Raw genomic sequence first — 12,976 nt, 5'->3', positions numbered from 1 at the left:
TCAGCTATGATTAACTTAGGTTTTTTTCAGGAGGTAACCGTGAATATTATTGCCATCATGGGGCCGCACGGCGTCTTTTACAAAGATGAGCCGATCAAGGAGCTTGAGAAGGCGCTCCAGGCGCAAGGGTTTCAGATAATCTGGCCACAAAACAGCAGCGACCTGCTGAAATTCATCGAACACAATCCGCGTATCTGCGGCGTCATTTTCGACTGGGACGAGTACACGCTCGATTTATGCAGCGATATCAACCAGCTTAACGAATATCTTCCCCTTTATGCCTTTATTAACACCCATTCGACGCTGGATGTCAGCGCACAAGATATGCGGATGGCGCTGTGGTTTTTTGAATATGCCCTGGGGATGGCCGATGACATTGCAACACGTATCGGGCAGTACACAAAAGAGTATCTCGATAACATCACGCCGCCCTTTACCAAAGCGCTCTTTACCTATGTGAAAGAAGGAAAATACACCTTCTGCACGCCAGGCCACATGGCGGGTACGGCCTACCTGAAAAGCCCGGTTGGCTGCCTGTTTTATGATTTCTTCGGCGGCAACACGCTAAAAGCGGATGTGTCTATCTCGGTCACTGAACTGGGCTCGCTTCTGGACCATAGCGGGCCGCATCTGGAAGCCGAGGAGTATATCGCCCGCACCTTTGGCGCTGAGCAAAGTTATATGGTCACCAATGGCACCTCCACCTCCAATAAAATTGTGGGTATGTACGCCGCACCGGTGGGTAGTACGCTGCTGATTGATCGCAATTGCCACAAGTCACTGGCCCATCTGTTAATGATGAGCGACGTTACGCCGCTGTGGTTAAAACCGGGACGTAACGCGCTGGGGATTCTGGGCGGTATTCCGCGCCGGGAATTCACCCATGCCAGCATTGAACAAAAGATTGCTGCAACCGCAGGTGCAACCTGGCCGGTGCATGCGGTAATCACCAATTCCACTTACGATGGGCTGCTATACAACACTGACTGGATTAAAAAAACGCTGGATGTGCCTTCTATTCATTTCGATTCCGCCTGGGTGCCGTACACCAACTTTCATCCGATTTATGCCGGGAAGAGCGGCATGAGCGGTGAGCGGGTACCGGGGAAAGTGATTTTCGAAACGCAATCGACGCACAAAATGCTGGCGGCGTTTTCGCAGGCCTCGCTTATCCATGTGAAAGGTGAGTATGACGAAGATACCTTTAACGAAGCCTTTATGATGCACACCTCCACCTCGCCAAGCTATCCGCTGGTGGCCTCCATTGAGACCGCGGCGGCAATGTTGCGCGGTAACCCCGGTAAACGGCTGATTAACCGTTCGGTTGAGCGCGCTTTGCATTTCCGCAAAGAGGTGCAGCGGTTAAAAGATGAAGCCGATGGCTGGTTCTTTGATATCTGGCAGCCCGAGGAGATCAATGAGGCCGATTGCTGGCCGGTAGCGCCGGAAGAAAGCTGGCACGGCTTCCGCGATGCTGACGAAGACCACATGTTCCTCGACCCGGTCAAGGTGACTATTCTGACGCCGGGTATGGATGAGCAAGGCAATATGAGTGAAGAGGGGATCCCGGCGGCGCTGGTGGCGAAGTTTCTTGATGAGCGCGGCGTGGTAGTTGAAAAAACGGGTCCTTACAATCTGTTGTTCCTGTTCAGTATCGGGATCGACAAAACCCGTGCCATGGGCCTGCTGCGTGGGTTAATGGAGTTCAAGCGTGCCTACGATCTCAATTTACGCGTGAAGAACATGCTGCCGGATCTGTATGCCGAAGATCCCGACTTCTACCGCAATATGCGGATCCAGGATCTTGCGCAGGGCATCCATAAATTGATCCGCCAGCACGATCTGCCGCAACTGATGCTGCGGGCGTTTGATGTGTTGCCGGAAATGAAGCTGACGCCGCATCAGGCGTGGCAGCAGCAAATCCGTGGAGATGTTGAAACTATTGAACTGGAAAGGCTTACCGGACGTATCTCCGCCAATATGATCTTACCTTACCCACCGGGCGTGCCGTTACTGATGCCAGGGGAGATGATCACCGAAGCGAGCCGCTCGGTTTTGGATTTCCTGTTAATGCTCTGTGCGATAGGGCGGCACTATCCGGGTTTTGAAACGGATATCCATGGCGCGAAGCGGGGAGAAGATGGCGTCTATTGGGTACGTGTCTTAAAAAGACCGTAGCCTCTTGCGGGTTACCCGTCACAACGGTAACGTGCGCAAAGACAAAAGGAGACATTATGCTGGGTTTAAAAAAGGTACATCACATCGCCATCATCGCAACGGATTATGTAAAGAGTAAAGCGTTCTATTGCGATATCCTGGGTTTTACGCTGCAAAGCGAAGTTTATCGTGAAGAGCGTGACTCCTGGAAAGGAGACCTGGCGCTGAATGGCCAGTATGTCATTGAGTTGTTTTCGTTTCCCTTTCCGCCAGCACGTCCGAGTGGGCCGGAAGCCTGCGGATTACGTCATCTGGCCTTTAGCGTTGTGGATATCGATCAGGCGGTTGCTCACCTGCAAGCGCACAATGTCTCGTGCGAAGCGATTCGTGTTGACCCTTACACCGGTAAGCGCTTTACCTTTTTTAAAGATCCTGACAACCTTCCGCTGGAACTCTATCAGCAGTAAGCCTTGCCAGTCACAAGAATGCCCGGTAACGTGCCGGGCATGATTTCCGTTTCGGTTAATGCCATGATCATGCCCTTACTTTCTCGCTTTCCTGCCCATCAACGCCAGTTTTTGGTGGCGTTTAGCGGCGGGCTCGATTCGACAGTACTGTTGCACCGTTTGGTGCAGTGGCGTCATCAGCAGCCGGACATTTCCCTGCGCGCGATTCATATTCACCACGGATTAAGCCCCAATGCGGATGCCTGGGCTGCTCATTGTCAGCAGGTCTGCGATGGCTGGCTGGTACCGCTTGTTGTTCATCGGGTACAACTGGTGGATGAAGGCAATGGAATTGAAGCGCAGGCGAGAAAAGCCCGTTATGCCGCCTTTACTCAAGCGTTAGTCCCCGGAGAATTGCTGCTCACCGCCCAGCATCTTGACGACCAGTGCGAAACGTTTTTACTGGCGCTTAAACGGGGGAGTGGTCCGGCCGGTCTTGCGGGTATGCCGGAAACGCTGCCGTTTGCCGACACTATGCTCCTCAGACCGTTGTTGAACGAAACACGTGAAGCCCTTCTTCGCTGGGCTCAGCAGCATGGCTTGTCATGGATTGAAGACGAGAGTAATGCTGATGATGCCTATGACCGCAACTTCCTGCGTTTACGCGTTCTGCCTGCATTGAATGCCCGCTGGCCGCATTTTGCCGATGCGGTCGCCCGGAGTGCGGCCTTGTGCGGCGAGCAGGAGCAATTGCTGGATGAACTGCTGGCAGACGAGCTTGCGGCGGCGACACACCGTGACGGTGGGTTGTCGATTGCGGCGCTGGAAACGTTAAGTGCGGCACGGCGTGCCGCTATCTTACGACGTTGGCTTTCCGCGCAGCAGGCGCCGATGCCTTCCCGGGAAATGTTGCTACGGGTCTGGCAAGAGGTGGCGTTAGCCAGAGAGGATGCAGTGCCATGCTTGCGCCTTGGCGATCATGATATCCGCCGTTATCAGGGTTATTTGTGGTGGGTTAAGGCGCTTGCGGGTCAGCGCGAAAAAGTTCTGCAATGGACGGATCCTTTTTTGCCGCTGACGTTGCCGGATGGGCTTGGCGTTCTGCGGCTTGTGCCGGGCGAGGAGCTGCGTCCACCGGGCGCTGACGAAGTGGTATCGGTACGCTTTCAGGCGACGGGAACTTTGCACATCCAGGGGCGTAACGGTGGCCGTAAACTTAAAAAGATCTGGCAGGAGTTGGGCGTGGCACCCTGGCGTCGGGATACAACACCACTACTGTTTTACGGTGAGTCGCTGATTGCTGCGGCAGGCGTGTTTGTCACGCAGGAGGGCAAAGCAGAAAATGGGCAGCCTGGCGTACGGCTAATGTGGCAGAAGTAACGGGCAGTCAGCGCTGCCCGAAAGTGCTGTCAGGATTCGCTCACCACGACGGTGCCGATTTCCGGATGACTAAAGCTGGCAATTTTGTCGAGACGCAGTTCGCGCGTTGTTCCTGCAATTTCAACAACCAAATATTCCACATTTTTGCGAGATACTAAATCACTGGCTTTTGCCTGCAAAGTTTCGCCATCTTTGAGCTCGAGCGTCAGTAGGAGATGATGCTGACAGGCGAGTTCCAGGTTGTCATAGTCGTCGCAATTGATGGGTTGATAGGTATCATTCATTGACATAATCGCTCACCAGTAAGTTCGCGGCAGCATACGCCGCCTTTTCCCTGACCGACTCTGAAACGGCATCGTCCGAAGCCACTTCATTCAAAACTTTCAATACGCACCCCAACGCATCCGGGATATACCCTAAGTCTCCGCTGGCAATTTCCGCATACCGCTGGCGTATTAACTCACAATAATTTCCCACACGTCCTCCTGTCAGCACCCTGGCTTTACTGTGAGATACCATTAAGCCTACGAAGATTAACTCTGTTTAGCAAGGTGACTATACCATACCCGACGGGTCATTATCAGAGTGATGAATTAACCGCAGATTAAGAGATAACAGCACGTTATATCTTTATTCGCTACAATAGCCGCTGTTATGCAAAGGAGGCGGTATGGCGCTCAAAGCAACCATTTATAAAGCTACTGTGAATGTGGCGGATTTAGACCGGAATCAATTTCTCGATGCCACATTGACGCTTGCCCGTCATCCTTCCGAGACGCAGGAGCGCATGATGCTGCGCCTGTTGGCATGGATTAAATTTGCCGATGAACGGCTACAGTTCACCCGTGGGCTGTGTGCGGATGACGAGCCCGAAGTGTGGCTGCGCAACGATCATCTGGGTATCGATCTGTGGATCGAACTCGGATTGCCGGACGAACGGCGCATCAAGAAAGCCTGTTCGCATTCGAAAGAGGTGGCGCTATTCACCTATAACTCGCGTGCGGCACAAATCTGGTGGCAGCAGAACCAGAGCAAACTCGCTGGATTTAAAAATCTGAGTATCTGGTACCTGGATGATGAGCAACTGGCGATGCTGAGTGGGCTGGCGGAGCGGACAATGTCACTGCAGGCTACTCTCCAGGAAGGAACTATCTGGCTGAGCGACACTCAAACCAATCTGGAAATCCACTTGGCAACCTGGCAACAGCACGCATGATTGAGATATCCCGCCAGGTCAGCATTCCTGATGAAGAATTGGAGATTACGGCGATTCGCGCGCAAGGGGCGGGCGGGCAGCATGTAAATAAAGCCTCTACGGCGATCCATCTGCGTTTTGATATTCGTGCGTCTAGTTTGCCCGAGTTTTATAAAGAGAAGCTGCTGGCAGCGACACATCATCTCTTAACGGCCGACGGGGTCGTTATCATCAAGGCGCAGGAGTACCGCAGCCAGGATATGAATCGCGAAGCGGCGATTGCCCGGCTGGTGGCGTTAATCAGGGAACTGACGGTGGTGCAAAAAAGCCGTCGGGCCACCCGTCCAACACGGGCATCGAAAGAGCGGCGTCTGGCAGGAAAAGCGCAAAAATCTTCTGTAAAAGCGCTACGAGGGAAGGTTCGTCGCCCACAGGAGTGACGGACGAGATAAGAACTGTTCATAAGGAAGAAAGAGTGAATAAAGCGATTGTATCTTTGGCTGTGGCAATGACACTCTTTGCGCTGATGGGGTGCAACAATCGGGGAGAGGTGGAAACCGTCTCCCCCGTGCGAGCTGAAAAGCTCAAGCCAATGCAACAGAGCTGGCGCGGTATTCTGCCGTGCGCAGATTGTGAAGGCATCGAAACCTCACTGTTCCTTGAAAAAGATGGCACCTGGGTGATGAATCAGGGCTATCAGGGTGGCAAAGCGCCATCAAATTTTGCCTCTTACGGGCAATGGGCACGCACTGCGGACAAGCTGGTGCTGACAGATGCAAGTGGCGAGAAACTTTACTTCCGCGCGAAAGGCAGTGCGCTGGAAATGCTGGATCGTGAAGGGAACCCGATTCGCTCACAGCTAAATTATGTCTTGCAGCCTGTCACGGCGGCCTTACCGACAACGCCGATGGCGATGCGTGGCATGTATTCGCGTACTGGTGGTGTGGCAGAGTTCGCTGATTGTATGACGGGCAAACGGATTGCGGTCAGCAATGATGCGCGGCTCGAACAGCAATATAAAGCAGCGGCAGGTCAGGCTTCGCAGCCGGTATTGCTGGAGGTGGAAGGACATTTCGCGCTACAGCCGAAAACGGATAACGGTGAGATGGAAAAGACGCTGGTGGCGGATAAAAACGCGAAATTTATAGCCGGAAAAGATTGTAATCACCAATAAAAAAAGCCTCGCATTTGCGAGGCTTTTTACTGTTAGCCCTTGATGGCGCTGACAAGGTAATTAAGGATATCACCCGTCTTGATCATCTGTTTTTCGCCAGTGCGACGGTATTTGTATTCGATATCGTCGTTGTCGAGGTTACGGTCGCCCAGCACGATGGTGTGCGGAATACCGATCAGCTCCATATCAGCGAACATCACACCCGGACGCTCTTTACGGTCGTCCATCAGCACGTCGATACCCTGTGCGCGCAGTTCGTTATAGAGCTTCTCTGCCAGTTCCTGAACACGGTAAGATTTGTGCATGTTCATGGGCAGAATGGCCACCTGGAACGGTGCAATCGCTTCTGGCCATACAATACCGCGGTCATCGAAGTTCTGTTCAATCGCCGCAGCCACAACACGCGTTACCCCGATACCGTAGCAGCCCATGGTCAGGATCTGGTTACGACCATCTTCACCCTGAACGGACGCCTTCAGCGCTTCAGAGTATTTGGTACCTAACTGGAAGATGTGACCCACTTCGATACCGCGTTTGATCAGAAGCGTCCCCTGACCGTCCGGGCTTGGGTCGCCAGCAACCACGTTACGGATATCGGCGATTTCCGGGGTTGCTACGTCACGGTCCCAGTTGATACCGAAGTAGTGTTTACCATCAATGTTAGCGCCAGCGGCAAAATCGCTCATTGCCGCAACGGTACGGTCGATAACGACCGGAATCGGCATGTTTACCGGCCCCAGCGAACCCGGACCCGCATTTACCACGGCGCGAATTTCAGCTTCGGTCGCGAAAGTCAGCGGGCTGGCAACCTGCGCCAGTTTTTCGGCTTTTACTTCGTTCAGTTCGTGATCGCCACGTACCAGCAGGGCGACCAGCGGGTAGCTGCTGCCTTCAACGGCTTTGACCAGCAGGGTCTTGACGGTTTTCTCAATCGGCAGGTTGAACTGTTCAACCAGCTCGGCGATGGTTTTCGCGTTCGGCGTATCAACCAGCGTCATCTCTTGAGTTGCCGCCGCACGCGGTGCTTTCGGCGCCACAGCTTCTGCCAGTTCGATGTTGGCGGCATAGTCAGAGGTATCAGAGAAAACGATGTCATCTTCACCGCTCTGCGCCAGTACCTGGAACTCATGAGACGCGCTACCACCGATAGAGCCGGTATCTGCCTGAACCGGGCGGAACTCCAGCCCGATGCGGGTAAAGATCTTGCTGTAGGCAGCATACATCGCGTCGTAGGTTTCCTGCAGCGATTCCTGAGAAGTATGGAAAGAGTAGGCGTCTTTCATCAGGAATTCACGGGAACGCATCACGCCGAAACGCGGACGTACTTCGTCACGGAACTTCGTCTGGATCTGGAAGAAATTCAGCGGTAGCTGTTTGTAAGAGCTGAGCTCGTTACGAATCAGATCGGTGATCACTTCTTCGTGAGTCGGCCCGAGTACGAACGGACGCTCGCCACGGTCAGAAATACGCAGCAGTTCCGGACCGTACTGCTCCCAACGACCACTCTCTTGCCACAGTTCAGAAGGCTGAACGACCGGCATTAACACCTCAATCGCACCGGCGTTGTTCATCTCTTCACGCACGATGTTTTCGACTTTTTTCAGGACGCGCACGCCGGTCGGCAGCCAGGTATACAACCCGGAGGCCAGCTTGCGAATCATCCCGGCGCGCAACATCAACTGATGGCTGATGACTTCGGCGTCGGCAGGTGTCTCCTTCAGAGTGGAGAGCAGGTATTGGCTAGTACGCATGTTGTTACGGTTCCATTTGGACGATTGGAACAGACTCAAAAGGAGCCTGATTCAAAAAAGTGATTCAGTTTACCAGCGAGAAAGAGATGCCAAAAGTAGAGGGAGGATAAATTAACGGCCTTCCAGCGCAAACACTTCAAAACCTGCAGTGGTCACGCGCCAGCGCACGTTGAAATCCAGCAACAAGACCGCGTACGTTTTCCCCATTTCCTCATCTTTACGGTATGCCGGGCGCGGGTCCTGCGCCAGGACGTCAATAATAAACGATCTTAGCTGCGGGTAACGCTTTTCTAACTGTGGAAATGCCGCTTCGAGCTCCGGCGTGAAGTACACCGCCATCTCCGCGACGGGGGCCTGCTGCGCATAACTGGCGCTGGCATGCGGCAGAGCCTCAGCAAAGGGTAAATAGGGTTTGATATCCACGACGGGCGTGCCGTCGACAAGATCAAGACTACCCAGTTGCAAAATGACACGCTCTTTCTCGCAGTGAATGCCTTTAAGCTCCACCAAAGACATGCCAATCGGATTAGGACGGAAGGTTGAACGCGTGGCAAAAACCCCCATCCGCGCATTCCCCCCTAGCCGGGGAGGGCGTACCGTAGGACGCCAGCCGCCAGCCATCGTCTGGTGGAAAATGAACACAATCCAGAGATGGCTGAACGCCTCAAGCCCGCGTACGGCTTCGGCCTGATTATAGGGAGGCAGCAGATGCAGTTCGCCGCCTCCATGTTTAACCAGACCAGGCTGGCGGGGAACGGCAAACTTTTCTTTATAGGGGGAGCGGATGACGCCTATCTGCTCGATGGCAAATGTGGTCATTTCGCCGTGACGTTCAGCGCTGAACCTACGCATACAGCCTGACGGTAGCAACCCGGCGTGCCGCTGGTGATTTCACAGCTGTGGAGCAGAACCGCATTCGCTTTCATTTTTGATGCGTTGATTTGCATGCGTTTACGGGCGGTCGGGATGTTCGGTGGGGAATCCTGATTGGTTGCCTGGCAAGAGTCACCGGTCACTTCACCTAAATCACGGAACGGTTTACCCACCAAATCTTCAGCATTGGTAATGATTCGAACCGGCGTCGGACGCGGCGGTTTCGGTTTTGCTGGTTCTGTTTTAGGCGGGGTTGCTGTGCTTTGAACAGGTTCGACAGGAGATCTGCTTAGCATTGAACAGCCGCTCAGCATGAGTGCTAAAAAACAGATCGGTAAAGCACGCATAATATATCCTCAAAAAATGATCTTAACGCCGCTTATTGAATCAGGAGCTTGCACAAATGACAAGACGGGCATGAGCCCGTCCTGAAGGATATTGCTGACGGGCCGGATTACCAGCCTTTCACCGCACCGCCATTGAAGACTTTGTTCGCTGCTTCGTAGACTTCGTCAGACTGATAGGCCTGAACGAATTTCTTCACGTTTTCTGCGTCTTTGTTGTCTTCGCGGGTAACGATCAGGTTAACGTACGGAGAGTCTTTATCTTCGACAAAGATACCATCTTTTGCTGGCGTCAGATTGATCTGGCTGGCGTAGGTGGTGTTAATAACGGCCAGCGCGATTTGTGCATCGTCCAGCGAGCGCGGCAGTTGTGGGGCTTCCAGCTCAACAATTTTCAGGTTTTTCGGGTTCTCTGTAATATCCAGAGCGGTTGGCAGCAGGCCAACACCATCTTTCAGTTTGATCAGGCCCTGTTTCTGCAACAGCAGCAGGGAACGGCCGAGGTTAGTCGGATCGTTCGGTACAGCGACCTGAGCGCCTTCCCGCAATTCATCGATAGATTTAATTTTTTTGGAGTAGCCTGCGATCGGGTAAACAAAGGTATTGCCAACAGCAACCAGTTTATAGCCACGATCTTTGATCTGCTGATCCAGGTACGGTTTGTGCTGGAAGGCGTTCGCATCGATGTCGCCTTTGCTCAGCGCTTCGTTCGGCAGAACGTAGTCATTAAAGGTTACCAGCTCAACGTCCAGACCGTATTTCTCTTTCGCGACTTTCTGTGCAACTTCGGCAACCTGCTGTTCAGCACCGACGATGACGCCGACTTTAATGTGGTTCGGATTCTTTTCGTCCTGACCACAACCTACCAGAGCCAGAGAACCAATCAGGGCACCCACTGCCGCAAAGGTCTTGAATTTAAAAGCCATGTGTTTTTTCCTTTCTTTCAGAGTCGTTGTGTTGTGAGCAACGTTATTTATGCGTAACAGAGCGAACGATACGATCGCCTGCAAACTGAATTAAGTAAACCAGAATCACCAGCAGTGCCAGGACGGTATTCATCACAATGGCGTTATAGCCAATATAACCGTACTGGTAGCCAATCTGCCCCAGACCGCCTGCGCCCACGGCTCCACCCATTGCGGAATAACCCACCAGGGTAATCAGAGTAATTGTTGCTGCATTGACCAGACCCGGCAGTGCTTCCGGCAGTAGTACCTTACGGATGATCTGCATCGGGGTTGCGCCCATTGCACGGGAGGCTTCAATCAGGCCGGTTGGGATTTCCAACAGGGCGTTTTCCACCATACGGGCAATAAAAGGTGCTGCACCGACGGTCAGAGGCACAATCGCTGCCTGCAGGCCGATGGAAGTCCCCACGATAATACGGGTGAACGGGATCATCCAGACCAGTAAAATAATGAACGGGATCGAACGGAAAATATTCACCAGCGCCGAAATGGTACGGTAGAGTTTTGCATTCTCCGAAATTTGTCCAGGACGCGAGACATAAAGCAGCACGCCAACCGGAAGACCCAGCACAAAGCCGAAGAAACCGGATACGAAGGTCATTGCCAGCGTTTCCCAGACGCCACGCGCCAGTAACCACATCATTGCCTCAGACATAACCCAGCACCTCTACTTTCACATGGTGTTCCTTAAGCCAGGCAATAGCGGCTTGCGTATCCTGCGGCTCGCCGTGCATTTCTGTCAGCATAATGCCGAATTTCACGCCACCGGCGTAATCCATCTGCGCACTGATAATATTGTTGTTCACGTTATAGCGGCGTGCGGTCTCAGAAAGCAGGGGGGCATCGACCGATTGACCGGTGAATTCCATGCGTAACATCGGCACGCTACCTGCCAGTGGCTGATCTTTCAGGCGCTGCTGGTAATCCTCAGGGATATCCAGGTGCAACGTTGACTGAATAAACTGCTGTGCCAGCGGCGTTTTGGGATGAGAGAACACTTCACTTACAGTGTCCTGTTCGATCAGTTCACCATTACTGATGACGGCAACGCAGTCGCAAATGCGTTTTACGACATCCATTTCGTGGGTAATGAGCAGAATCGTCAGGCCCAGACGACGGTTGATGTCTTTCAACAACTCCAGAATGGAACGCGTAGTTGCCGGGTCCAGTGCGCTGGTGGCTTCATCGCACAGCAGTACTTTCGGGTTGCTCGCCAGTGCGCGGGCAATGGCCACACGCTGCTTTTGACCACCGGACAGATTCGCCGGATAGCTGTCGTGTTTGTCGCCCAGTCCAACCAGATCCAGCAATTCTTTGACGCGACGGTTAATCTCTTCGCGCGGCGTGTTATCCAGCTCAAGTGGCAATGCGACGTTACCAAACACGGTGCGGGAAGAGAGTAAATTAAAGTGCTGGAAGATCATGCCAATCTGGCGGCGAGCTTTAGTGAGTTGTGCTTCTGAAAGGGCTGTCAGCTCCTGGCCGTCAACCTGGACGCTGCCCTGGGACGGGCGCTCAAGCAGGTTAACGCAGCGAATAAGCGTACTTTTACCGGCGCCAGAGGCACCAATGACGCCATAAATTTGCCCGGCAGGAACATGCAGGCTGACATTGTTCAACGCCTGAATGGTGCGAGTTCCCTGCTGGAATACTTTGGTTATATTGGAAAGTTTAATCATCAGATTATTTTTATCGTATGAGAGTTAGCCGTGGCATTTTGTTCTGCCTGTTACGGGTGATGACCGTAAACAAGGCGGATGTTAAGGCATCCAGACGTCTAAATCAATCGAACCCTGCGCGATGAGCACTTTCCTGTGCGGTGAAACATGAGATACTACGCCCACATGCCTTTTTCAGGAGCAACCCGGTGGCAAAATCAGTACCCGCAATTTTCCTCGACCGTGATGGCACTATTAATGTCGACCACGGTTATGTGCACGAAATTGATAACTTCGAATTTATAGACGGTGTCATTGACGCCATGCGCGAACTGAAAGCCATGGGCTTCGCGCTGGTGGTGGTGACCAATCAGTCCGGTATCGCGCGCGGTAAATTCACCGAAGCGCAATTTGAAACGCTCACCGAATGGATGGACTGGTCGCTGGCCGATCGCGATGTCGAGCTGGATGGTATCTACTATTGCCCGCACCACCCTCAGGGGACGGTAGAAGAGTTCCGCCAGGTGTGTGACTGCCGTAAGCCACATCCGGGCATGCTCATTTCTGCTCGAGACTATCTGCACATTGATATGTCTGCTTCTTATATGGTGGGTGACAAACTCGAAGATATGCAGGCGGCTACCGCTGCTGATGTGGGAACGAAAGTATTGGTGCGTACCGGCAAGCCCGTTACACCAGAGGCGGAAAATGCGGCAGATTGGGTGATTAATAGCCTTGCGGACCTACCTGCGGCTATCAAAAAGCAACAAAAGTAACCGTTATGATGAAAAGATGAGCGGTTGAAATAAAAATGCATTTTTTCGCTTGTCATTCATCGTGGGCTGCCTATAATGCGCCTCCATCGACACGGCGGATGTGAATCACTTCACACAAACAGCCGGGTCGGTTGAAGAGAAAAATCCTGAAATAACGGGTTGACTCTGAAAGAGGAAAGCGTAATATACGCCACCTCGCAACGGTGAGCGAAAGCCGCGTTGCACTGCTCTTTAACAATTTATCAGACAATCTG

General features: G+C 52.9%; 15 protein-coding genes. 7 read left to right on the top strand and 8 right to left on the bottom strand.

What is annotated here, in order from left to right:
* The first annotated feature begins 39 nt into the window (after nucleotides 1-39).
* From ABIB59_RS21280 to tilS, 3 genes are all read left to right on the top strand, one after another.
* Nucleotides 40-2,178: a lysine decarboxylase LdcC gene (locus tag ABIB59_RS21280; RefSeq protein ID WP_354036945.1), complete on the top strand. Its 2,139-nt coding sequence runs from the start codon at nucleotides 40-42 to the stop codon at nucleotides 2,176-2,178.
* A 56-nt stretch (nucleotides 2,179-2,234) separates the two neighbouring features.
* Nucleotides 2,235-2,624 carry a VOC family protein gene (locus ABIB59_RS21275; protein WP_335257419.1) on the top strand — a complete coding sequence of 130 codons (390 nt, stop codon included), beginning with the start codon at nucleotides 2,235-2,237 and terminating at the stop codon, nucleotides 2,622-2,624.
* Between the two features lie 69 nt (nucleotides 2,625-2,693).
* Nucleotides 2,694-3,983, top strand: coding sequence for a tRNA lysidine(34) synthetase TilS (gene tilS, locus ABIB59_RS21270; protein ID WP_071193696.1), 1,290 nt, complete (start codon nucleotides 2,694-2,696; stop codon nucleotides 3,981-3,983).
* A gap of 29 nt (nucleotides 3,984-4,012) precedes the next feature.
* Here tilS and rof read toward each other — a convergent pair whose 3' ends face one another.
* Complete coding sequence (gene rof / locus ABIB59_RS21265) at nucleotides 4,013-4,273, bottom strand: Rho-binding antiterminator (protein ID WP_039078449.1); 261 nt, start codon at nucleotides 4,271-4,273, stop codon at nucleotides 4,013-4,015.
* Nucleotides 4,260-4,460: a YaeP family protein gene (locus ABIB59_RS21260; RefSeq protein ID WP_039078450.1), complete on the bottom strand. Its 201-nt coding sequence runs from the start codon at nucleotides 4,458-4,460 to the stop codon at nucleotides 4,260-4,262. Before ABIB59_RS21260 ends, rof begins: the two co-directional genes overlap by 14 nt.
* Nucleotides 4,461-4,653: 193 nt before the next feature.
* Here ABIB59_RS21260 and ABIB59_RS21255 point away from each other — a divergent pair, with 193 nt between their 5' ends.
* From ABIB59_RS21255 to nlpE, 3 genes are read left to right on the top strand one after another with little or no spacing between them, the layout of a single operon-like run.
* The gene (locus ABIB59_RS21255) at nucleotides 4,654-5,199 is read left to right on the top strand and encodes a YaeQ family protein (protein ID WP_169039924.1); all 546 of its coding nucleotides are present in this window, start codon (nucleotides 4,654-4,656) and stop codon (nucleotides 5,197-5,199) included.
* Complete coding sequence (arfB, locus tag ABIB59_RS21250) at nucleotides 5,196-5,618, top strand: alternative ribosome rescue aminoacyl-tRNA hydrolase ArfB (protein WP_039078452.1); 423 nt, start codon at nucleotides 5,196-5,198, stop codon at nucleotides 5,616-5,618. The genes ABIB59_RS21255 and arfB overlap by 4 nt, the downstream gene beginning before the upstream one ends.
* Nucleotides 5,619-5,653: 35 nt before the next feature.
* Entirely contained in the window at nucleotides 5,654-6,352 is a 699-nt protein-coding gene (gene nlpE / locus ABIB59_RS21245; RefSeq protein WP_354036942.1) for an envelope stress response activation lipoprotein NlpE, read from the top strand.
* Between the two features lie 32 nt (nucleotides 6,353-6,384).
* On the opposite strand, the gene proS is transcribed toward nlpE, so the two are convergent.
* The 6 genes from proS to metN form a co-directional block, all read right to left on the bottom strand.
* Nucleotides 6,385-8,103 carry a proline--tRNA ligase gene (gene proS, locus ABIB59_RS21240; protein WP_079497212.1) on the bottom strand — a complete coding sequence of 573 codons (1,719 nt, stop codon included), beginning with the start codon at nucleotides 8,101-8,103 and terminating at the stop codon, nucleotides 6,385-6,387.
* Between the two features lie 111 nt (nucleotides 8,104-8,214).
* The gene (gene tsaA, locus ABIB59_RS21235; RefSeq protein ID WP_071193685.1) at nucleotides 8,215-8,922 is read right to left on the bottom strand and encodes a tRNA (N6-threonylcarbamoyladenosine(37)-N6)-methyltransferase TrmO; all 708 of its coding nucleotides are present in this window, start codon (nucleotides 8,920-8,922) and stop codon (nucleotides 8,215-8,217) included.
* Entirely contained in the window at nucleotides 8,919-9,323 is a 405-nt protein-coding gene (rcsF, locus tag ABIB59_RS21230; RefSeq protein WP_039078456.1) for an envelope stress sensor lipoprotein RcsF, read from the bottom strand. Before rcsF ends, tsaA begins: the two co-directional genes overlap by 4 nt.
* A gap of 107 nt (nucleotides 9,324-9,430) precedes the next feature.
* Nucleotides 9,431-10,246 carry a methionine ABC transporter substrate-binding lipoprotein MetQ gene (metQ, locus tag ABIB59_RS21225; protein WP_354036939.1) on the bottom strand — a complete coding sequence of 272 codons (816 nt, stop codon included), beginning with the start codon at nucleotides 10,244-10,246 and terminating at the stop codon, nucleotides 9,431-9,433.
* Between the two features lie 43 nt (nucleotides 10,247-10,289).
* Nucleotides 10,290-10,943, bottom strand: coding sequence for a methionine ABC transporter permease MetI (locus ABIB59_RS21220; RefSeq protein ID WP_039078458.1), 654 nt, complete (start codon nucleotides 10,941-10,943; stop codon nucleotides 10,290-10,292).
* The gene (gene metN, locus ABIB59_RS21215) at nucleotides 10,936-11,967 is read right to left on the bottom strand and encodes a methionine ABC transporter ATP-binding protein MetN (RefSeq protein ID WP_039078459.1); all 1,032 of its coding nucleotides are present in this window, start codon (nucleotides 11,965-11,967) and stop codon (nucleotides 10,936-10,938) included. Before metN ends, ABIB59_RS21220 begins: the two co-directional genes overlap by 8 nt.
* 188 nt (nucleotides 11,968-12,155) lie before the next feature.
* Here metN and gmhB point away from each other — a divergent pair, with 188 nt between their 5' ends.
* Nucleotides 12,156-12,722 carry a D-glycero-beta-D-manno-heptose 1,7-bisphosphate 7-phosphatase gene (gmhB, locus tag ABIB59_RS21210; protein WP_039078460.1) on the top strand — a complete coding sequence of 189 codons (567 nt, stop codon included), beginning with the start codon at nucleotides 12,156-12,158 and terminating at the stop codon, nucleotides 12,720-12,722.
* The last annotated feature ends 254 nt before the right edge of the window (nucleotides 12,723-12,976 follow it).

It is taken from the genome of Citrobacter sp. UYEF32 (assembly GCF_040546205.1).
GTDB lineage: Bacteria > Pseudomonadota > Gammaproteobacteria > Enterobacterales > Enterobacteriaceae > Phytobacter > Phytobacter diazotrophicus.
This window is presented reverse-complemented; position numbering and strand designations above follow the sequence as displayed.